Source organism: Pseudacidovorax intermedius, from assembly GCF_003350475.1.
GTDB classification, from domain to species: domain Bacteria; phylum Pseudomonadota; class Gammaproteobacteria; order Burkholderiales; family Burkholderiaceae_C; genus Xenophilus; species Xenophilus intermedius.
Window position 1 is genome coordinate 1 of sequence record NZ_QQAV01000004.1, and the last position, 21,969, is coordinate 21,969.

At 52.7% G+C, this 21,969-nt stretch carries 20 protein-coding genes; 3 read left to right on the forward strand and 17 right to left on the reverse strand.

Annotated elements, in window-relative coordinates; all coding sequences use genetic code 11:
• Nucleotides 1–102 precede the first annotated feature (102 nt).
• The 15 genes from DFR41_RS12110 to DFR41_RS12165 all read right to left on the reverse strand — a co-directional run bounded on the left by DFR41_RS12110 (nt 103) and on the right by DFR41_RS12165 (nt 16,642).
• Nucleotides 103–1,458 carry an IS5 family transposase gene (locus DFR41_RS12110; RefSeq protein ID WP_114802872.1) on the reverse strand — a complete coding sequence of 452 codons (1,356 nt, stop codon included), beginning with the start codon at nt 1,456–1,458 and terminating at the stop codon, nt 103–105.
• 356 nt (nt 1,459–1,814) lie between these two features.
• Nucleotides 1,815–2,891 (reverse strand): acyltransferase family protein, encoded by a 1,077-nt coding sequence (locus DFR41_RS12115; RefSeq protein WP_170159358.1) that lies wholly within the window; start codon nt 2,889–2,891, stop codon nt 1,815–1,817.
• Between the two features lie 285 nt (nt 2,892–3,176).
• Nucleotides 3,177–3,452 carry a hypothetical protein gene (locus DFR41_RS27345; protein WP_147284338.1) on the reverse strand — a complete coding sequence of 92 codons (276 nt, stop codon included), beginning with the start codon at nt 3,450–3,452 and terminating at the stop codon, nt 3,177–3,179.
• A 549-nt stretch (nt 3,453–4,001) separates the two neighbouring features.
• Nucleotides 4,002–5,120, reverse strand: coding sequence for a GDP-mannose 4,6-dehydratase (gene gmd / locus DFR41_RS12120; protein WP_114802874.1), 1,119 nt, complete (start codon nt 5,118–5,120; stop codon nt 4,002–4,004).
• Between the two features lie 247 nt (nt 5,121–5,367).
• Nucleotides 5,368–6,435: an acyltransferase family protein gene (locus tag DFR41_RS12125; protein WP_114802875.1), complete on the reverse strand. Its 1,068-nt coding sequence runs from the start codon at nt 6,433–6,435 to the stop codon at nt 5,368–5,370.
• A gap of 1 nt (nt 6,436) precedes the next feature.
• Nucleotides 6,437–7,204, reverse strand: coding sequence for a WecB/TagA/CpsF family glycosyltransferase (locus DFR41_RS12130; protein ID WP_211322580.1), 768 nt, complete (start codon nt 7,202–7,204; stop codon nt 6,437–6,439).
• Nucleotides 7,201–8,355, reverse strand: a complete 1,155-nt coding sequence (locus DFR41_RS12135; RefSeq protein ID WP_114802876.1) for a glycosyltransferase family 4 protein — start codon at nt 8,353–8,355, stop codon at nt 7,201–7,203. The genes DFR41_RS12130 and DFR41_RS12135 overlap by 4 nt, the downstream gene beginning before the upstream one ends.
• Nucleotides 8,352–9,575: a glycosyltransferase family 4 protein gene (locus DFR41_RS12140; RefSeq protein ID WP_114802877.1), complete on the reverse strand. Its 1,224-nt coding sequence runs from the start codon at nt 9,573–9,575 to the stop codon at nt 8,352–8,354. Before DFR41_RS12140 ends, DFR41_RS12135 begins: the two co-directional genes overlap by 4 nt.
• 18 nt (nt 9,576–9,593) lie before the next feature.
• A complete protein-coding gene (locus DFR41_RS12145) occupies nt 9,594–10,736 on the reverse strand; it encodes an O-antigen ligase family protein (RefSeq protein ID WP_170159359.1) in 1,143 nt (380 codons plus the stop codon).
• A gap of 181 nt (nt 10,737–10,917) precedes the next feature.
• On the reverse strand, nt 10,918–12,012 hold the full coding sequence (locus DFR41_RS12150) for a glycosyltransferase (RefSeq protein WP_114802879.1): 1,095 nt from the start codon (nt 12,010–12,012) through the stop codon (nt 10,918–10,920).
• Nucleotides 12,002–13,006, reverse strand: a complete 1,005-nt coding sequence (locus DFR41_RS27350) for a hypothetical protein (protein WP_147284340.1) — start codon at nt 13,004–13,006, stop codon at nt 12,002–12,004. Before DFR41_RS27350 ends, DFR41_RS12150 begins: the two co-directional genes overlap by 11 nt.
• A complete protein-coding gene (locus DFR41_RS28260) occupies nt 12,999–13,409 on the reverse strand; it encodes a serine O-acetyltransferase (RefSeq protein WP_114802880.1) in 411 nt (136 codons plus the stop codon). The genes DFR41_RS27350 and DFR41_RS28260 overlap by 8 nt, the downstream gene beginning before the upstream one ends.
• Nucleotides 13,402–14,655, reverse strand: a complete 1,254-nt coding sequence (locus DFR41_RS27355) for a lipopolysaccharide biosynthesis protein (protein ID WP_147284341.1) — start codon at nt 14,653–14,655, stop codon at nt 13,402–13,404. The genes DFR41_RS28260 and DFR41_RS27355 overlap by 8 nt, the downstream gene beginning before the upstream one ends.
• On the reverse strand, nt 14,652–15,965 hold the full coding sequence (locus DFR41_RS12160; RefSeq protein WP_114802881.1) for a nucleoside/nucleotide kinase family protein: 1,314 nt from the start codon (nt 15,963–15,965) through the stop codon (nt 14,652–14,654). The genes DFR41_RS27355 and DFR41_RS12160 overlap by 4 nt, the downstream gene beginning before the upstream one ends.
• A gap of 26 nt (nt 15,966–15,991) precedes the next feature.
• The gene (locus DFR41_RS12165) at nt 15,992–16,642 is read right to left on the reverse strand and encodes an exopolysaccharide biosynthesis polyprenyl glycosylphosphotransferase (RefSeq protein WP_114802882.1); all 651 of its coding nucleotides are present in this window, start codon (nt 16,640–16,642) and stop codon (nt 15,992–15,994) included.
• 87 nt (nt 16,643–16,729) lie between these two features.
• Here DFR41_RS12165 and DFR41_RS12170 point away from each other — a divergent pair, with 87 nt between their 5' ends.
• The 3 genes from DFR41_RS12170 (at nt 16,730) to DFR41_RS12180 (ending at nt 19,919) form a co-directional block, all read left to right on the forward strand.
• Nucleotides 16,730–18,280: a fumarate hydratase gene (locus tag DFR41_RS12170; RefSeq protein WP_114802883.1), complete on the forward strand. Its 1,551-nt coding sequence runs from the start codon at nt 16,730–16,732 to the stop codon at nt 18,278–18,280.
• A gap of 3 nt (nt 18,281–18,283) precedes the next feature.
• Entirely contained in the window at nt 18,284–19,084 is an 801-nt protein-coding gene (gene murI, locus DFR41_RS12175) for a glutamate racemase (RefSeq protein ID WP_114802884.1), read from the forward strand.
• A gap of 145 nt (nt 19,085–19,229) precedes the next feature.
• Entirely contained in the window at nt 19,230–19,919 is a 690-nt protein-coding gene (locus tag DFR41_RS12180) for a PA3715 family protein (protein WP_170159360.1), read from the forward strand.
• Here the strand turns inward: DFR41_RS12180 and DFR41_RS12185 are convergent.
• Nucleotides 19,902–21,212: an MFS transporter gene (locus DFR41_RS12185; protein ID WP_114802886.1), complete on the reverse strand. Its 1,311-nt coding sequence runs from the start codon at nt 21,210–21,212 to the stop codon at nt 19,902–19,904. The genes DFR41_RS12180 and DFR41_RS12185 overlap by 18 nt on opposite strands.
• 104 nt (nt 21,213–21,316) lie before the next feature.
• Nucleotides 21,317–21,958 (reverse strand): DUF6806 family protein, encoded by a 642-nt coding sequence (locus DFR41_RS12190; RefSeq protein WP_043113406.1) that lies wholly within the window; start codon nt 21,956–21,958, stop codon nt 21,317–21,319.
• Nucleotides 21,959–21,969: the final 11 nt, after the last annotated feature.

A 21,969-nucleotide genomic window follows, 5' to 3' on the forward strand; every position in this document is an offset into this window, starting at 1 on the left:
CCGCTTCGGAGTTGACGACGGCGGCGTCAATCTGGCACCACCCGGGTAGCAGCGCAAGTAGCGGTAGGAGGGAGGCGCCCATACCATCTGAACAATCCGTTCTCAGCCGCAGGCAGCGCGGTTGTTGAGCGAAGGAGCGATCAGCGCGGCGATGACCTTCTGCACGGCGAACCCGATGCGGGCGCAATAAAGCCGCAGCGCGGCCAGGATCAGGCGCAGGTTGTGCCCGGCACCGCACATCACCGCGTGCAGCGCATCTCCCAGCGCGCCCTTGAGCGGGTTGCGAGCGAGGCGCCCGTCCATCTTCATGTGCCCGATGGCCGGCTCGATGGCACTTCTTCGCTTGATCATGGCCTTGAGGGTTTTGGTCATGCCCGGCCTCTGGCCCGAGCGCAGGATGCGCGCGCCCTCGATCTGCACACCCTGATGGCCCTTGTCCACGATCGCGGTCGCCGGCGGCCTGTCCGTGCCGGTGAGGATGCCCACCTGCTCCAGCGTCTCGGCCAGCGTGTGACCGTCATACGGATTGCCCGGCATGGAGCGCATGCCCACCACCAAGCCTTCTTTCAATGTGGTGGCGATGCTGACCTTCACGCCAAACTCGTAAGGGGTTCGGGCTTTGCCCTTGCTGATGCATTCGACCTCGGGCGCGTGCAGGGCGTACAGCTTGTTCTTGTCCTTCGTGCGCTGGGCCAGGATGCGGCTGGTGCGCTGCAGCAGGTCCTCAACCCGGGCTCTGGCCGCCTCGGGCAACTCGTGCAGTTGGCGCTGCACCTCGCGATGCACGCGGCCCACACGGGTGCGCAGCGCGCGCACGGCCTTCTTCATGCGCTTGAACTGCTTGGCGTGCGCGTAGCGACCGATCTGCGCGGCCAGGCGCGGCGCCACGCGGTTGTAGTTCTGGCGCAGCCGCAGCCCGTTGTCCGCGGCGGCCTTGACCAGGTGCTGGCGGCTCCTGTCGAGCAGCCGGCTGCCGGTGGGATGGGCAATGGCCTTGGGCATCACTGTGGTGTCCACGATGACCTGCTGCACGCTGGCTTTCTGGATCACGCCACCACGTCGGGCAGCGTCGATGCTGGCGGCCAGCAGCGCTTGAACGCCTTCTTCCCCCACGCGCTGACGCCAGCGCGTGAGGCTGGACGCATCGATGGGCGCTTCGGTCTGCAGGTAGGTCTCGCCGCAGAAGAACTGCCAGTACGGGTTCTCGACCCAGGTGTTGACCACCGCCTCGTCGGAAGCATCGAAGGTGTGCTGCAGGTACAGCAGCCCGGCAATCAGGCGTGGCGACAACGCAGGGCGGCCACGCCCGGAGGTGAACGAGACCGCGAAGGTGCGCTCGATCTCGGCCCAGTCGATCAGTGCCGCCAGCTTGACCAGCGGGTGCTTCATGTTGATCTGCTCATCCAGCCTTGGACGGAACAGCTCGGCCGTTTGCGGCTGCGAAGGCTTGGGACCCATCGGAATCCTTGGAGGAATTTGCAAGAAAACAGGCTCTGCTGAGCCTATACCTTGCAAATCTTGCGCCCGCCCAGTCTAAGAACTTCGCGCAAGATCAACGGCTTACGCATTGTTCAGGGCGGACTAAAGAGCTCGATCAGTGACACCAGATCGCGCCAGGACACCACCCGGTCCATCGAATCGAGAAACTCTCGCTTGCGCGTCGCTTGGCCGACAACGGCAGGCGAGTTCGTTTGCTTCATTGCCCTCATACTCGACCTTCAGCTCGCCGCAGGCAAGCACATGAGTGAGCATTTGTGAATAGCATCCCTACCGCGCGTCACATTTCATATGACGCACACTTTTATCATCTCAGTTTAGTCAACCCGACCATTGCGGAAGGACCCAAAAGGTTTAAACGTAGACAGACGCATCCTGACGCTAGGCTCCAAATAGCTTGCGATAATATAAGCCACAATCGTCACAATAAGCATACCCGGAACAGGTGTAAGCATATCTGGCAGCCACTTAGCCCATAAGCGACTCTTAACGGTCATAGCAATGATCAAGTTTTCGTGTATTAAATACAACGGATAACTCAAAAATCCGAAAAAAACAAAGGGAAAACGACTAAGAAGTTTGGCAAGCGCTTTACTCGAATTTGCTCCCACGAAAATCAAAAAAACACCCATACCGAATATCAAAGCCCCTGGGTCTCGTCCAGTATTAAGCTCCAACGCTAAGGGTAAAAGAACACATGCGCCGATTAAATACTTAGCCGCACCATTTTTTTTAAATAGATATATCAAGGCACCGATACAGAACCAACCAAAATAATTAAGAGAAAGTAAATTAAATAATATCTTAATCAAGAAATTAGAATCGGTAAGAAATCCTAAATATTTCCCCAGATAGAAAATGCAAACCACAAGAAAAATCAAAATCAGAACATGTAGAGACTTTTTCTTGTTTATAAAATATATTGTTCCAAATATTAGGTAAAATTTCACTTCAACATACAGCGACCAAAAAGCCCCTTCCAAACTAGAAAAATCTACTCCAAAAATTTTACTTAAAATTCCGGGCTCCAAAAACAATAGCCCAGGGATAGCATCATACCATTGCGGCGTCCCTGCTGGCCTCTCACGAAACAAATCCGACGAAAAGAAGACTAAAACGGTAGCTATCAACATCGCGGGGAATAATCTAAGCCATCGTTTATATAAAAACTCCCAAAGGCCATTGCAGCGCTCAAGCGTCATATAAATGACAAAACCAGATATCATGAAAAAAAGCTCTACACCCATCCATCCGTACTTAAACAACGGAAACTCACTGTGTGCCGTCGCCCAAGGTACATGCTGTGGCCAGCGTGCATAGGCATGAAAAAAAATAACAAGCAATATCGCTAGCCCTCTTAAGCCGTCTAGCTGAGTAATTCTCTCTTTGTTCACTGCTGTAAATCTCCCCAATTATCTGAACGACTTCTCTGTCGGCATTCTACGGTTATAGGTGCAATCGGATTTCTGCTCATATGATTGGCCAACCAAGGTCGGCATTCATTGCCGCCCACTGCTTCCGAAATAGTCGCTTCAGCGAGCGTCCCACATCTAAACTGCTGACGACCCCAGCACAGATGACCGGACCGGCATGCACTATTCGGTGATGCCCGACTGCCCGTTCAGCGCCTATCCCCGATCCATGTTCAAGCTGGATCTGGGTCCCATTTAAACGCTTCATCAAACGATCACCTCCATAGAAAAGAAAGGGACCGCGGAACCGAGCGGTTTGGTGATGCCGCAAAACTGCTGAGCACCGTGCCGGGATTCATCGAAAGGCGCGCCAGCGTTGTGGTCGCGGAGATTGGCATCGATATGCGCATTTTTTTTCGCCCCTGTACTGAGCACGCCTGCGCCCTTTCTATAACGCGACGGCCCAAGCCGCCCTGCACGCGTCTGCACCGTGGCGGAGCGGGGCTGAGGGCCACGCTGGTACAAGCCGCTGTGCAGCATCACGGTCAAAGACTGCTATATGGGGGCCCAGTTCAAACGGTTGCGTGCGCCGCGCGGCACCAAAAAGGCGCTTGTCGTCGCTGCTGACCCCGTACTTACCGCCGGCTAGTACGTGCGGCGACTCGGCACCGCATGGCAAGAACTCAGCGCGGCTATCTTCGACCGCCCCCGCGTTAGAAATATAGCCAAGCGACCCATTAGCACACTTCAGCAGATCCGGCAGAGGGTCGGCGCTGTCCCGCCTTGTCGTTGAAAGCCAAGCCTGGCCTTTCCCGCGGCTACGGTCGCACGCTGCCCACAAGCAAAGTCCGCGGGACGTCCCCTGGGGGTACTTCTCGGTCCTCACTTCAGAGCGCCGGGAACTGCGCCTCAAAATTACACAATCAATGCCGACGGCTACGCCCGCAGTCGTAGCCGTCGGCAAAGGTCCATGCCCCCAGATCGCAGGGACACCAGCAAATTTTGATACTTTACGTAGCTCCGAAACTACGGTTGGACGACGTGGGCATTGCAGCATGTGGATAGCGGCTGCATAGGCTCGCAAGATTGAATTTAGTTTTCGAAAGAAGTCGAAATCTTGTAGCCCTCGCGCTTGAGCATGGCGTCGCGCTTGGCGCTGGCCAGATCGGAGGCGACCATCTCGGCACACATCTCCTGGACGGTGATCTCTGGCGTCCAGCCGAGCTTGGTCTTGGCCTTGGCCGGATCGCCCAGCAGCGTCTCGACCTCCGCAGGGCGGAAATAGCGTGGGTCGACTGCCACGATGGACTGACCCACCTTGAGCGCCGGAGCGTGGTCGCCTTCGATCTTGTCGACGATGCCCTTTTCTTCCACGCCGGTGCCTTCGAAGCGCAGCGTGATGCCCAGTTCGGCCGCCGACCACTGGATGAACTGGCGCACCGAAAACTGGACGCCAGTGGCGATGACGAAGTCTTCCGGCTGCTCCTGCTGCAGCATCATCCACTGCATACGGACGTAGTCTTTGGCATGGCCCCAGTCGCGCAGCGCGTCCATGTTGCCCATATATAAGCACTGCTCCAGCCCCTGCGCGATGTTGGCGAGGCCCCGCGTGATCTTGCGGGTGACGAACGTCTCGCCCCGGCGCGGCGACTCGTGATTGAACAGGACGCCGTTGCACGCGTACATGCCGTAGGCCTCACGGTAGTTCACCGTGATCCAGTAGGCGTAGAGCTTGGCGACGGCATAGGGGCTGCGCGGATAGAAAGGCGTCGTTTCCTTCTGCGGGATCTCTTGCACCAGCCCATACAGCTCCGAGGTGCTCGCTTGGTAGAAGCGCGTCTTCTTCTCCAGCCCCAGGAAACGGATCGCCTCCAGCAAGCGCAGCGTGCCCATCGCGTCGACGTCGGCGGTGTATTCCGGCGACTCAAAGCTCACAGCCACGTGCGACTGAGCGCCGAGGTTGTAGACCTCGTCGGGCTGAATCTGCTGAATGATGCGCGTGAGGTTGGAGCTGTCGCTTAAATCGCCGTAATGAAGAACCAATCTCTGGCGTTCAACATGAGGATCTTCATAAATGTGATCAATACGCTGAGTATTAAATTGAGAAGCCCTGCGTTTTACGCCGTGGACTTCATATCCCCTGGCCAATAAAAATTCTGCCAAATAAGAACCATCTTGCCCGGTAATTCCGGTTATTAAGGCTTTTTTCATAGTGCTTTCCATATCAAAAATTATTAACGATAGAACAATACTAACAGAATTTTAAATCCGATAAACTACAACAAAAAGACTGTCTTAATTATGAAACAAAAAGCAGGATAATATCTGAGTGAACATTCATAGAGGATTTTATGAACTCCATTCTTGCCTACATGATGCTTATCTCACTCGGAGCGTGTATCGGTGCCCTGACGATAGCCATTCTTAAGCAAGGAAGTTCATGCACCAGTGACGAGAACTAATTGATGACAGTAGTGCGGCGAAACCTCCAACACGTTTTTCCAGTCTTAATTTTATCCCTAATGGGCTCAAACCAATGATCCTCAATGTAGCTCAGCGCGATACTAGCGACCAGACAAGATACAAACTGAAGCGCTATTTCCCCACCCTTTCCGGCAACGCTGAAAGCAATAATAATTGGAGAATGAATCATATAGAACGGATAAGAGAGCCGCCCAATCCAATTATCAACTTTGCTCTTTCTTGTTAAGATATGCAAAAACGGCAAGATTATCGCAACAAGCACTGGAGCTAAGAAGCTATCAACTGAATTATGAGTGTGTGGATTCTCTTGGCCCATAAATTGGCGAGGATATGGAAACAGCACAACCATTAAAACTGCAAGGGAAACGAACGACCATGACGTAAGCGGACCGAAGCGGATCTCTCGCCCAAACTTACGATATCCCAAATAGGCTAAATGCCCCAAAAAGAATAGGTGAAAGCCGAAAAACAAAGGCGAGTGCTGACCATAAGGGACAAACATCAAAGCAATGCCCAAAGTAAAGGCAAAGACTATCCAAATAGGCCTCCATCTGAGCGCAAAGGGAGCAAGACAATAGTAAGAAATTTCGATGCCGATAGACCAAGCCGGGCCGACGATAAGCTGTTTAGTCACCGACGGAACATTAACAAAAATCATGCTCAAATTAGAAAACCAAATACCCACTAACTTAGCGAGACTAAAGAAAACATCGAACAAACTACGCTCACTACCGGTCCATAAAAACTGCTCGGAAATAGGTATAAGCCCCCAGAACGCCAGGGAAAGTGCAAAAATAATACATAAGATATATATTGGATATAGCCGAAAAAATCGCGCACTCCAAAATGTTTTTAAATATGATTTGCCATAGCGCTCAACTGTATATCTCTCTGTCAGTATCATGGACATGTAAAATCCAGAGATTACAAAAAAACAGAAAACGGCCTGCCTCCCACCAATTAAACTTATGCCAGCAATATCTGTTATTTGAAGGTGAAACAGAAGCACTGCGACTGCCAGCCCAATTCTTAAAATTCCCATATCACCCCCGAAGCTTATTAATAAAAAGCCACAGCAAATAGCGCGAGTTGGTGTACAAATATCGGCGCCATAACCGCCTTGGTTCTGACCAGAGTCTGTGTAACCATTCCAAGTTATTGCGCTGCATCCATTCCGGCGCCCTGTGGATAAGCCCTGCGTGATAATCAAATGCAGCACCTACCCCAATAAGTACCGCATTTATCGAAGCGGAGTTTTCATGCATCCAGATTTCCTGCTTTGGGCAGCCGAGACCGACCCAGACGATTTCTGGTTCTGTGGAATTAATGCGATCTATAATTTCCTTCTTCTCAGACTCACTTAGCACTCGATATGGCGGGGAATAAGACCCGACTATATCAAGCAATGAATTTTCGGCCCTGAGCCTCGCCGAAAGAAGTTCTAAGCACTTTTCAGTTGCACCATAGAGATAAACACGGCGAGCGGGGTTAGAACTCTGTCGAGTGTATCTAAGCATCAAATCCGGGCCATTCAATCTCTCTTGCTTGATGTCCATCACCTTGGAAATATAGGACGCGAGAGGCCCTCCATCAGGCGTATTCAAATCTGAATTGACTAAGGCGGCCTTCAAGGCTGCATGATCTGAAGCAGTAACAACGGAATGAACATTGCAAATACAAATATATCGCGGCGCTTTATCTTCAACCCAATCGTCAATTTTTCTTATTAGTTCTTCCCAAGTAGAATAATTTATAGGAATTCCCATAATGGAAACGCTCGGACTACCGGGGAACGTGCGCGGCTTATTCACTTATAGGCTTCCATCAAATAACGAATATTACTTTCAGCCGAATATCTCTCGGCGTACTTTCCATATGCATTTGCGCGCATCCGGCTCAGTTTTGTACTGTCCGTCAACGCCACCTCCATACACTGTTCAAGCTGTGTTTGATTACCCGGTTCGAAAAGCAGCCCGGTCTCCCCATGGTCTACGAGCTCCGCTAACGCGCCAAGATTGCTCGCAATTACTGGCGTGCCAACACTAAAAGATTCGATTAAAACCATAGGCATCCCCTCAAACCACAAACTCGGCATGACTACAGCTAGGGCACTTCTCATGAGACTAACTACCTCATCCGAAGATTTTTTCCCGAGATATTTTAACGTCTCACCCTCGCTCTGGACTGAATCTTTTAGAGGCCCATCGCCAACAACAACTAGCTCGAATTTCATTCCCCGGTCTTTCAAGGCACGAGTGGCCCTAAGCAGTACGTCAAGACCTTTTTCTTCCGAAAGCCGGCCGACGTATAGCAAATACGCCACCCCTGCCGTCGAGGCTAGTGGCCTGGCAGTTTCGAACACGAAATTTGGCTTGATGAAGAGCTTATCCTTAGGGAACCCTGCCTGAACAAATAACGTCTTTGAAAACTCGGTGAAAACAATGAATCGATCAACAGAACTTCTCCAAGTCCCAATTCTACGGTGAAAATCAATCATCGCAGCCAAAAAGAAGGTCCCAAAGTATGAATTCCGATAAACTCGCTTTTTTACTGCCCACCAAGGCCCTTTATTTATACTACGGGTCTCTATTTTTCCGTTATACATTAGGAATGCCGTGGGACAAATGGTCCTATAATTATGCAGCGTGAGAACGCTCCTAACACCCATAAGACGACACGCAAAAAATATCGACGGAGATATTTGGGGAAAAAAATTATGAACATGGACCACGTTGGGCCTTGTCCGCATGATTAGAAATACAAGTTGAAAAAAAGAAATTGGTGAGAATATTGAGAAAGCCGCCGCAACCACCTTACTAAAGAAGCTGTTAACGACATCGTTGCTCTTTTCGAAATAAATGACTTCGTTACCCGCTTCCGCAAGCAGTCTACGCTCGTTCTCCACGACCGCATCTTCGCCGCCCCGAGTTCTATAGGTATTATGTGCAATAAGAACTTTCATTGAACTGCTCCGGTAGCCGGCCAAACTCTCCCGGCGACATTACGCCACGAAAATGCACTGGCCCTATTAATAGCATTTTTCGATAGTGTATTTAAGCGCTCCTCACTTTCAGCTAAAAGCTGCAGGCCTTCTGCAAGCTTTTGTGCGGTCTGGCGCAATGTCCCGGAACTATTGATGATTAGACCTGCGTCGCCTGCAATTTCCGCAGGGCCACCGCAATCAAGGCAAACAGGAACAACACCTCTCGCCATCGCTTCAAGCACGACATTACCACTTGAGTCGTGGAAACTCGGACAAAGAAGCACATCCGCGCCTCGATAATGAATAGCCAACTCCTCCTGTGAAGCCCAGTCAATCCAAGAAATCTGCTCTCCTGTAAAGCCAAGTTTCTCTGCTAGCCTACGCCACGCCAACTCGTCAGGGCCTTTTCCAACAAGAGTAATTGAGAAATCAATGTTCTGATCTTTTAGTATTTTCAAAGCTTCAAATCCTAGCTCCATGCCTTTCCAATAGATAAACCTTCCTACGTATAGGATGCTTAACTTAGAACCACTTATTTTTTTAACTGGCAGGACAGAGATTTTTTCTGGGGCGATGCCAATTTCTAGAAGAACTTTTGTTTTCCCCGAATAGCAAGCCGGAATAAAAGAAGCAGTCTCTTTTGTTTTGCAGAGCAGTAACTGTGATCTCCAGCACATCAGCCAAAAGAAAGGATTTAAATAAGCAGTCCGATTAAGCAATGCTCTTAAAACCTCCTTTGCCCTATTTTTTTTGGAAAGATCACGTAAGAATCTCTTTGGCGTCTCTTCACCGCCGCCTAGAGGACCAACAAGGGTTGGCCGACCAAGCAGCCACAAATAAGACGGCTGCCTGAACACACCGAAAGTAAGATGTTGTATGGCCTCAATTTTGTAACTTCTGCATATTCTGCTAGCAGTAGGAACAATAGAGAGTTGCCAAACTGCATAGTAAATATTGGTGCCCAACAAGGGAATTCTCTTCAAAAATAGAAAAAATCGCCCCAGATCATGGTAGTGAAAGAAAAGCCCCCCATACGACACCGAATTGAGGCCGACCTCTATATTTTCCCTATTATTTCTTCTAGTTAACACATGCACTTCATGCCCTAACCTGGAAAGCTCCAAAACCCAATTCCACCCCACCCCGGGCTCTGAGCCTTTATTGGGTTCACAGGCATAAGCCGAAATCAATATCTTCATGATATAGATCAATAATGATTAAACTACCAAAAGCCTTAATCGTCGATTAATTGCGCGTTCTTTCCTTAAATGTCGGACACGTGCATAGAATGCACCACCGAAAAAGTAAAATATAAATGCCAGCGATGGCGTTTCGAAAAGAGGCTGAACAAAACCAATAATTGCCATTGTGAGTAAAAGCAAAAAATACGAAAGGGCAAGATTTTTAAATAAGGAAATTTCTTCCATTCGTGCTAATTTCAGCGCGGCACTTATGCTTAAGGCAACCATATAAATCCATGCACATAGATAAAGCACCCCTCCCCGCGTTAGAGCAGACAAGTAGCTATTGTGGGGCTCCCGAACAGGCGTCCCCAAAGGCGTAACGAAATCCGTCAGTGCTGGGCCATAGCCCACGCCGAAAATCATGGAAAAAGAATCTTGTGACCATAGCTTTAAGGCGCTGGCCCACCATTCCGCTCGCTGATTTACGCCGTCAATACCCGCCTCATCTGTGCCCGAGCCAAAAATTGAGGCGAATCTATTCACGAATGTATCCACGCTAACTGTGCCCGTCCGGCCTTCAACCGTGATACCAAGCGAGGAGATGAAGAGCACAACCACCACCGCAGTAAGCAGAAAAAGAGTGAATCTTCCTGCGACTCTGTAATGACCCAAAAGGGCCAAGACAAAGAATCCAATGAATATCGATCCAAGAATGCCCCGCCCCTGGCCAAGAAGGAGAACATAAGCCCACGCGCACACGGCAAGCGTTAGCATGACCTTCTTGTCGACTATTTTTGCTTTGAAGATGCCAGTGCCAACCGTGGATAGGGCATAGATTCCAAATGCACTCACAAGCGGTGCAGTCAAATAGAATCCGAAGATCGGGATAGACTGAGCTAAACCAACACCTACTGGCGAAATAGCTTGAAGCTTCTCAGAAAAGGGCATTGTGAGGCTATAAATGGATCCATATATCAGCCAAGCCGCACTAAATTTAAAGATGAAATTTTCCCACCTAGATCTACGACAGAAATAACTAGCCACAATTATTCCTGCTGGAAAATACAGTAAGTCAACTACAGATAAAAAATCACGAGCAGCCTCCGCACCATAAAGTGGTAGCTGTCGCGTCATATGCAACAGCAGGAGCAAGAACATAACGGTCGCGATTTTCACCGTCCATTGCATAGACAGTCTATATTTGTTCCTAAATAATATAAGGAAAAATAAACCTACCTCAGCAAATGGTATCGGAACTCCGACGGGAAGGGCCAACGCCGTATAACCATAATTCAGAATGGAATTTACAAAAAGGCTAATTAAGAATAGTTTAATCAGCCAATCAATTTTCTCTCTTTTATTTTGCAAAAGACTTCTCCCAATCTAAAACCGCATTCTCGATCGAGTAATTACTAGCGGTATCCCTCGCCGCATCTGAGAAGCGTGCATAAATCGCGGGTGAGGCGCAAATTTCCAGAATTCGCTCTGAAAACTCGTCTATCGGGTTTCGAGGGTTAATAAGATATCCGTTGTGACCATTAACAATTAACTCTCTAGGCCCGTAGTCGCAGTCAAACGCCACGCAAGGAACGCCTTGGGACATAGCCTCAATTAAGGCAAGAGGGAATCCCTCATAATTGGACGTCATCACAAATATGTTAGCCTGTCGGTAGAATTCTTTTACCTTCGTGCTAAACGGAAAGAACGAAACGAATTCGTTCAAATCCAGCTCGTTGGCGCGTTCTTTGAGTATGCGCTCGGCAGGCCCATTTCCTACAAATGTCATCGAAAAGCCCTTACGCCACAAACCGCTCTGAAAAAACATATCAAGCATAGTAAGCAGATTCTTTTGCTCAATATCTAAGCGACCTATGTAGAATAGATTTTTGCCAAAGCTCTGCTGCTTGTGCGGTAAGAACTGCCTTCCAGCGAAATTCCTTACCAAATGCGTTTTAATACCATAAGATTTAAAATTCTCTCCGTCGCGCGTTGATAAAACAATTACACCCTCAACAAATTTGTAGGTATAAAGTCTCGCTGATCTATAGAATTTATTTCTGATAGAGCCAAACGCTTGGTGTTCACAGACAAAAACACGACGCCTCAGAAAGACATTAATTAGAGATGCAATAAACCCAAGTCTCGGCGATTGAATGAGCAAAATATCTTCGGCACTGGTGCGTAAGAAGTACCGGCCAATCGCGCAGAGACATTGAAAGCACCACAGAATCTTCTGCCTGCTACTTAATCCACTCGTATCACAGTGAATCAATCCAAAACTTGATAAACTGACCTCTGGAGCAATCGGAAATGCGGGTACGTCGTCACGAACGACGGATACGACTTCAACAGTATGTCTTTTGGCAAGCTCGTTGGCTAACTCCGCGACTACCCTTTCGACCCCTCCCACTCGTACTGAGCCAAGGTTATGAACGATGAATTTAATTCTCATAACCGATACTCAATTTCTTCTCTAAGTAGAATTGGCAGAAGCGGAGAATGGTGCATTCCTCAGCATCTCTGCCGACGAAAAAGTAATCTATATATTGCAGCGCCGTTTCATAAAAATACATTACGGCATAGATATCAGAAATTCCATAGAGAGTAAGCTTCTGCTCAAGCAGTGCATAAACAGCCGGAGCATCAAAAACATAGACTAACTCGGAGACAATGTAACCGACGATGTCGTGGGTCAGCGGGCGCTGCGTGGCTCCGTATTCCCAGTCGATAATGACCCCTTCACTTTTGTGCTTAATAAAGTTCCAAGGCGCTAAATCCCGGTGGGCAATAGAAACCTTTATAGGGCCGAAACTAGAAAGGTCGAGCAGATAATTTCTTGTCAGATCAATTATATTCTTCCATACCGGAGAAATTTTGTTCTTGTATATCTCATGTATTCTTTCACAATCTCGAAAGCTCTCTGACTTCGAGTAATAAAGCTGCTCAATACCAAAAGACTGTTGTACGCTTGCTAACTCGGCTAACACCTCGCTAATCCCAGGACGTACCCTTTTATGGCTTGAATCATAATATTTGAGGCGTAGTGCCTCAATTGTTGAGCCCTCAAGCAGCATAGTCCCGTAACGAGGGATACGACGTTGGCCAAACATGCTTAGCACGTTGAATTCATTGCTAACCCGAGTGCGAGCACCATGACCTAACGCACGCTTAATCACAACGTACGATGAGGGTTCCGCAACAATGGTAATTAGCTTACGCCAGCATTCAGACGGTGACAAATAACCTGCTGCACTCGCAGTGTGTACATACTCATCATATCCTCGTAATTGCTCTGGCAATCCTCGCTTCGCCAATATGGAGAATAATAATCTATAAAGCCTACCAATATTTGATTGCGGATCATATAGATTTTTCGCTAAGTCGGAATATCCTTTACTCCAAAATATATATCCGCCATTCGGTATGCGTAGATAACGATCAATCATTTTTTGAACGGATAATGCGGTTTGCGCCTACGACCGTGCAGTGCGCGGGGACATTTCTGGTAACCACGGCGTTCGCGCCAATTATGGCCCCATGCCCAATTCGAACCGCCCCGAGAACTTTAGCGCCAGCACCGATAAACACGTCATCACCGATATTAGGAACAAATGAACCCGCAGCGGTATGATTTCCTCCAATGGTTACCTGCTGCATAATTGTGACGTGCGCTCCTATTTCACACTTCGAATGGATGACGATCCCATAAGGGTGAGGTAAATGCAAACCACGCGGGATAGCACAATATATATCGGAGTTGAAAACAATCCGGATCAAGCGTGAAACAACGGGTATGTTATGTTTGCAGAAAAATAAGAGAATTTTTGCCGAGATGCCGTTCCTAGTCATTCTTATTTGCCCGCCAAAAGATGTAAGCTAGAGCGGTCGCCTCGCCGATCACCATACTTATAACGAGACCGCTGTCACTCAGTACCGGAATGAGGAAGATCGCCGGAGCCACGGAAAAAACCGACCAACAAAAGCTCCCTATTGTAAGGATTTTTTCTCGCTGCAGTATTCTTAGTTGATAACTTTTTATCCGGTATATATATCCAAGCCAATAGTATATACAAAAAATTTGTATTAAATGCGCATAGCGTTCGAAATCTTGGCCAAAGAAAATTACGACGATATTTTTGCTATATATAGCTAAAGGTATTATGAGTATTATTATAAAGAGACTACCCCACAATAATGACTTCCGAAGGTAGCGGTCGAGAGAGATCGGTCCTTCCGCGACATATTTTTTTGCACCCGCTACAGGTAGGAAATTATCAAGCCACTGAAAAGCTACGTTAACAGGCCCAAGTAAATTGTTAATTGCTCTAAATGCGCCAGCGGCGGTCGGGCCGAGATAAGATGCTGCAAAAAGCACGAGACCAGAAGAGGCAATCCACTGGAACTGAGAAGCAACAAAAAAGTGCCGTCCTTTTTTTATGCTCATCTTTGCCACCTCTTGCAGACCTGATACCCGAACCTTAGCCCCATATATCCTCATGCCCGTCATGCACGACAACACGGCACAACTCATAGAAGCGTAGAGGAAATTGTTAATAGAAAGCGCGTTTGAAATCTCAAGAAAATAGATGGCAGCAACTGTTGGTGCCAGATATATGAAATTTATTACAAACGACTCCGCTCTGCGCTGCTCAGCATAAAATGCTTTTCTCACACAATCTTGCATTTGCAAGCATCCCGCATAGGCCGCTGCGGGAAGCGCAGCAAACCCAAGGGCTAGGTTCTCAAATACTTGTTCAAAAATAACTGCGATAACTAGAAGGCCAGTTGCACTGATAATTGCCAATACGTGCCCATAGCTGAGATATCCCAGCGTAAGGTTGCGCTTTTGAGTGTTATCAATGGCGCTGGGAATATCGGTTAGCATCGGTGTTGAGACAAAGCAATTTTGTATTAGCGCGAAATACAGAACGTAACTTTGGATTATGGCAAAAGTACTGAATTCTTTTAATCCTAGATATTTCGCTAGTAATATATTTATTATGAAGCTTGAAGCACTAACCAGTCCCTGATCAAGCAACGACCAGAATGCATTAGATTTACGACGATATAAGTCTGATATCATTCTGGTCTTCACCTCCAGCGATGCTCCATGTCTTCGAATATAAATTCGAGGATTTTGTAAGAACATTCTTCTATGCTGGATTCAGTATTAATTAGTATTGTGCGCCCTTTCGTGGAAAATTGACGTTGAAATTTAATATAGCGTTCACTTAATAAGCGTGCCATTTCTTCTGTTGTTTCTGATTTTCGACGGACCATACTCGCCGGCTCCGCGGTACACACGATTACCAGATCAGGCTTGAGCACAAATTCTTGCGACCATGTGACGAGCTTTACGTCACGGCTGGCTATCCTGTAGCGCAAGGGGTCAATTTCTAAATCGTAAAAATACCGATCGAATACAATGAAATTCGAACGTATTTTCTTATTAAGTATCTCGGAAAGATATCCTAAATTATAGTCAAGTAGGAAGAGCGCTATTTTGGCTAAGGTCTGAACTGTACTGCGCTCGCGCACTTCATGAGGAGAAGAGACGTTTGCTTCACTCCCGCCTTTACCCAAAAATCTTGGACGTAAGTGATAGTATGCGGTTTTTCTAAAAGCGGGCAAGATTGCGCGTTGCACGGATTGGATCATTGTGCTTTTTCCACTGCCGTCCGCTCCAAGAAATGCCACAGTCAGGCCTGTGGGGCGAAGCGTTCGCTCGACATTCAGACGAAGCGCCGCAATATTTGACTTCAGAAAGGACAACGCACTTTCTCTTTGAGATCTCTTATGCAGTTTATGCCTAAGATTTTTTATTTGACTTATTATACCGTCAGCATTGAGTTCACCGTTGGCGGTAAAAATCGATTTGACGTCCCAAAAGTATTGTTGGACAACTTGTGTGCAACGGCCCATGTCTGCGGCCATTAGGCGGTTTAGTTTTTCTATGTGTTCCGCAGTTATCGAGGCTTTGTCTATTCTCTTTATCAGATAATATTCGAACTCATGTGCGATACTAGGGCGCCAAAACGCCCTCTCGTCTTTTATTCGAGCGTCTAATATTGTGGAACTCTTTATCCAAAGTTTTGTATTTCTTCGATAGTCGCCACATAGATCGGGGTGGAAGAACTCATGTGTGTTCTGCCCTTTCTTGACCAGTACGAAGTACTTGGCAGAAATTTCGTGCTGCATGCATTGCACGATTTTTGATGCCGTTTTCACAGCAAGATGCCTTACAGCGTCAACCGCTTTCGATAGCTCATATTCATCTACCATAACATCCACGTCGCTACCGATCCTTAGCGGGTAATCGTCGGCGCCGGAAAGTACGGCATACCGAATTTTTTTTTCTTCGAAGATTTCAATTAGCTTCTCAAAAGCGAGAACTTTAAAGGACATGCAGATATTCTCTTCCGGATTTATTATTAATAGACGTTTTTACCAGTCCAACCTTTGACGGCTGTGGCAAGCACAATCTTAACGTCTAGGGCCAGCGACCAATTCTCAATATAATATAGGTCGCATTGTACTCTTCCCGCCATTTTATCCAGTGTGTCGGTTTCTCCTCTCCAACCGTTTATCTGCGCCCATCCTGTTATTCCTGGTTTTACCAAATGTCTGAGCATATATCCGTCTATGCGCTCTGAGTAAAGCTTGTTGTGCTCTATCGCGTGAGGGCGCGGCCCTACAATCGACATGTCGCCCAAAAATACATTAAGAAATTGCGGTAATTCGTCCAAACTGGTGCGGCGCAGAAATTTTCCAACTGGCGTCACACGACTATCTCCCGCCTTGGCTTGCGTCACTCCATTAGTTTCCGCATGCGGTTTCATTGTGCGGAATTTATAGATCAGGAACTCCTCGCCATTTTTACCTTGTCTCGGCTGTCGAAAAATTACTGGTCCTTTAGAGCTAACCTTTATGCTTATCGCTATCGCTATAAATATCGGACTTAGTGTTATAAGCGCAGCAGCGGCGAACAGGCGATCAAAAGCCTCTTTCAAATAGAATTCCAATTTTGATCTTTTTCTTTTAATTTTTGACTCGTTATAAAGATCCATGGTTTGATTTGTCATTTGGCCGTCTTTTCTATTAATGCATTTACTTTAATTGCCACTTGTGACAGAATAAAATTGCATTTCGCGTTACCTACTTCGCTGTCTATGCCACACATCACCCAACAGCACCTCATCGATTCGATCTCTGCCGCGCTTCAGTACATCAGCTACTACCACCCGGCCGACTACATCGCCCATCTGGCCAAGGCCTATGAGCGCGAACAGAGCCCGGCGGCCAAGGACGCGATGGCCCAGATACTCACCAATAGCAAGATGAGCGCCACCGGCCACCGTCCCATTTGCCAGGACACGGGCATCGTGAACGTTTTTCTTAAGGTGGGCATGGACGTGCGCTGGGAAGGCTTCACGGGCAGCCTCGACGACGCCATCAACGAAGGCGTGCGCCGCGGCTACAACCACCCCGACAACATGCTGCGCGCTTCGGTGGTGGCCGATCCGCAATTCGCCAGAAAGAACACCAAAGACAACACGCCGGCCGTGATCTTCACGGAGATCGTTCCGGGCAATACCGTCGACGTGACGGTGGCGGCCAAGGGCGGCGGCAGCGAGAACAAGAGCAAGATGGTCATGCTCAACCCGGGCGACAGCGTGGTCGACTGGGTGCTGAAGACGGTGCCCACCATGGGCGCCGGCTGGTGCCCGCCCGGCATGCTGGGCATTGGCATCGGCGGCACGGCCGAAAAGGCGGTGCTCATGGCCAAAGAGAGCCTGATGGACAGCCTCGACATGCACGAGCTGCAGGCCAAGTCGGCCCGCGGCGAGGCGCTGACGCAGGTCGAAGAGCTGCGCCTGGAGCTGTACGAGAAGGTCAACGCCCTGGGCATCGGCGCGCAGGGCCTGGGCGGCCTGGCGACGGTGCTGGACGTCAAGATCAAGATGTACCCCACGCACGCGGCCAGCAAGCCGGTGGCGATGATTCCCAACTGTGCAGCCACGCGGCATGCGCACTTCGTGCTCGACGGCTCGGGCCCGGCGTACATCGATCCGCCCTCGCTCGACCTGTGGCCCAAGATCGACTGGGCGCCCGACTACAACAAGAGCAAGCGGGTCGACCTGAACACCCTCACGCCTGAGGTCGTCGCCAGCTGGAAGCCGGGCGACACGCTGCTGCTCAACGGCAAGATGCTGACGGGCCGCGACGCCGCGCACAAGCGCATCCAGGGCATGCTGGCCAAGGGCGAGAAGCTGCCGGTGGACTTCACCAACCGCGTCATCTACTACGTGGGCCCGGTCGATCCGGTGGGCGACGAGGCCGTTGGCCCCGCCGGCCCCACCACGGCAACCCGCATGGACGGCTTCACCGAGATGATGCTGGCGCAGACGGGCCTGATCGCCATGATCGGCAAGGCCGAGCGCGGCCCGGTCGCCATCGAGGCCATCCAGAAGCACAAGAGCGCGTACCTGATGGCCGTGGGCGGCGCCGCCTACCTGGTGAGCAAGGCCATCAAGCAGGCCAAGGTGGTGGGCTTCGAAGACCTGGGCATGGAAGCCATCTACGAGTTCGACGTGGCCGACATGCCGGTGACGGTGGCCGTGGACGCCGGCGGCACCAGCGCGCACATCACCGGCCCGGCCGAGTGGAGCAAGCGCATCGCCACGGGCGAGTTCAAGGGCATCGAGGTGGCCTCGGCCTGAGCCATGAGCCTCTGCGCGCCGGTGGGCGTTTTCGACAGCGGCGTGGGCGGCCTGAGCGTGCTGGCGGCCCTGCAGGCGCGGCTGCCGCACGAGCGCTTTGTCTACTGCGCCGACACGGCGTACGCGCCCTACGGCGAGCGGGGCGACGCCTTCGTGGCCGAGCGCACGCTGCAGGTGGCCGCGCAGCTGGTGCGCGAGCATGGCGTCAAGGCGCTGGTGGTGGCCTGCAACACGGCCACCGCGGCGGCCATCCATCTGCTGCGCGCGGCCTGGCCCGGTATGCCGATCGTGGGGGTGGAGCCGGCCCTCAAGCCGGCGCTGGCTGTCTCGCGCACCGGCCGGGTGGCGGTGCTGGCCACGCGCGGCACGCTGGCCAGCGCCAAGTTCGGCGCGCTGGTGGAGCGCGTGGCCGGCCCGGGGCACGAGGTGCGCCCGGTGCCCTGCGACGGGCTGGCCGATGCCATCGAGCAGGACGACCAGGCCGCCATCCGCGCCCTCTGCACCCGTTACATGGCCGAGGCCGGACCGCTCGGAATTGATGCAGGTCAAGCCGACGTCGTCGTCCTCGGTTGCACGCACTACCCCTTCGCCAAGGGCCTGATGGCCGGGCTGGCGGGAAGTGATGTTCGTTTTGTGGAAACCGGGGAACCTGTCGCTCGTCACACTGTTCGTCTGCTGGATGCGGCCGGACTGGCCCGCACGGACGGACCCGGCGGCTTGGCGCTGCTCAGCAGTGGAGACTGTGAAAATTTGCATCGGGCGGTTCGACGTTGGCTGAAGGGCTCGACCGCAATCAGCAGCTGAAGCCGGCTTGGTGCGCCGATGCGCCACTCTGGCGCGGCGATGATACGAGATGGTGCAAAGGTTTTTGACGTTGTTTCTGGTGGTGACATTCCTGTGCGCGCCTGCTATAGCTGCAGCAGCGTGCGACACGGGTTTGGCAGAGCGGATGCAAGCGAAACTGCATCCCCTACGTGTAATCGATCATTCGTTAACGGCCTGCAAGAGTTTCTCAACATTTGTCAGCAAGACGATAGTTGCGTTGCCAGTTCAAAACGGTGTCAGCGACAAGGGGGCCCGCACGCTTGACGTCGAGCTGCTGTTGGTGCAGAGGCCGGACAACGGCAATACCGAGCGCGACACGGTGGCGGCGCGGCTCTTTCTGCCGGAGCTGCTCGTCGAAGACGCACACCTTCGCATTCAGGAGCTGCGGCTGGACATGGGCCGCTATGTGCTGGCGAGCGGCGAGCGCGCCTTTGGCCTGCGCGTGCTGTACCGGGGCGACGACCCGGCCCGGCCGTATAGCGTCGAGACGCTGCGGCTTTTCGTGGTGCAGGGCAAGACGATCCGCCCGGTGCTGGACGAGCTGGTGATGCAGCGCGACAGCGGCGAGTGGGACTTGAGCTGCCACGGCCGCTTCGAGGAGGTCCGCACGCAGCTCACCACCCAGCCGCCGCCCGCGCGACCCGCCGGCGCCTGGGCCGAGTTGCTGGTACGGCGCAGCCTGGTGGTGCGGCAGATGGCGGTCGACGAGAACGGCCAGTGCGCCGAGCGTGCCGCGGCGCCGCGCTACACCTCGGTGATGCTCAAGGCGCGGGACGGGCGCTACCCGATCCCGCCCTCACTGCGCGCGCCCTGAGGCGCCAAGCGCAGCCGCCCTGCCCCGCCGCATGTCGATGGGCAGCAGCAGCACCAGCCCACCCACGAACAGCACCGTCGTCGCCATGATGGCCACCCGCTGGTTGCCGCCCGCGGCCCAGGTGATGGCCCCGTACGACAGCGGCCCGACGATGCTGGCCAGGCGCGTGGCGAAGGTCCACAGCCCGAAGAACTCCGCCAGTTGTGCCTGCGGCGCCAGCACCCCCGTCATGGCCCGCCCGGCCGACTGGCTGGCGCCCATGGCCAGCCCCGCGATGGTGGCCGCCACCCAGAACAGCCCCTTGCCCTGCGCCAGCGCCGCCAGCACGCAGACGGCGATCCACGCGACCAGCGTGATCGCCAGCGTGGGCCGGTGGCCCAGCCTGTCCTGCAGATAGCCCAGGCCGAAGGCGCCTGCCGCGGCGGCGATGTTGAGCACGAAGATGAGGGCCATCGTCTCCTGCGTCTTGAAGCCGATCACCTGCTCGGCATAGATGGCCGCCAGCGCAATGGCCACGGCCACGCCGCCCTGGTAGCAGACGGTGCAGGCCAGCAGCCACATGAAGTCGCGGTACTGCTGCGCCTGCGCGAAGGTGTGGCGCAATTGCCGCCACGCGCCGATGCCCCGGTCGGGCTGGGGCTGCGCCCGCTCGGACAGCCCCGCAAAGGTGGCGCTGGCGGCCAGCGCATACACGCCCGCGGTCACCAGCAGCGTGACGGGCACGAAGTGCGCGGCAGGCAGCCCGCGCGCCTGCGCCCACAGCACATAGCCCAGGCACAGGCCGAGCGTGAGCATGCCGCCCACGTAGCCGAAGGCCCAGCCCCAGCCGCTGACCTTGCCCATGCCCTCGGACGTGGCCAGCTCGGGCAGGAAGGCGCCGGTGAGCGATTCGCCGTACGAGTAGAAGGTGTTGGACACGGCCACCAGGAGCATCGCCACCGCCACGCCGGCCGCGCCATGCACCGTGGGCGTCAGGGCCAGGGCCGCAGTGCTGAGCACGCAGGCGGCGGTGCTGAGCATGAGCACCCGCTTCTTGGCGGCGCGCCGGTCGGCCCAGGCGCCGATGGCCGGCATGGTGAGCATGACCACCGCATACGACAGGCTCAGCGCCGAGGTCCAGGCCAGCGTGGCCCAGGGCGCGCCGCCCGCGATGCCGCCGACGAAGTACGCGGCATACACGGCCGTGATGACGACGGTGGTGTAGCCCGAGTTGGCGAAGTCGTACATGGCCCAGGCCAGCACTTCGCGCTTGCGTACGCCAGGGCGGAGGGCGGAGGAGGGAAAGAGGGGCATGGCGGCGCGCGCAGGAGTGTGGGCGGAGGCCCAGGATAGCGGCACGCTGCGACAGAAACGACGATGCCCGCCAGGGCGGGCATCGGATGCGCTGATGCGAAGACTCAGTGCAGGTGGCGCGGCCGGCGTCCGCCGCCGTGGCCACCGGCACCGGGGCCACCGCTGCTGCCACCGCCGCGGGGCGGGCGGCCGATTTCGAGCGAGTTGACCAGGGCGTCGAAGCGGTCGCTGAAGAGCTTGTCGATCTCGGCGACCACACCGCCGAGTTCGGCGCCGTCAAAGTGGCGCTCCATGAGGTGCACCACGTCTTCCACCAGCAGGTCGCGCTGCACCTGCATGATGGCGGCGGGGTTGGGGCCCACGAAAAGCATGACGAAGTCGTCGCGGGAGTCGGCCTCGGGGTCGCCGTCTTCCTCTTCGTCGAATTCGGTGTCGTAGAAGCTCACCTCGAGGGCGGCGCCCTGCTCGGTCAGTTCGTTCAGGGCCATGCACATTTCGTCGAGGGCCTGGCGGAAGTCTTCGTCGCCGGTGATGGTCCAGCAGACCTGGAGCATGCGGTCCTTGGCGTCGAAGCGGATGCCGGGCTCTTCTTCGTAGGCACTGGTGGCGCCGTCGGCCAGAGACTTGGCGCCGGCGTACGTCCACAGGGGCTTCAGCGCTTCCTGGATCTGGGCGTAGGTGACATCCGCTCGCAGCGGCACATCGCCGTGCACATGGATTTCGAATGGAGCGTTGTAGCGAGGCATGAGCAGCTCCC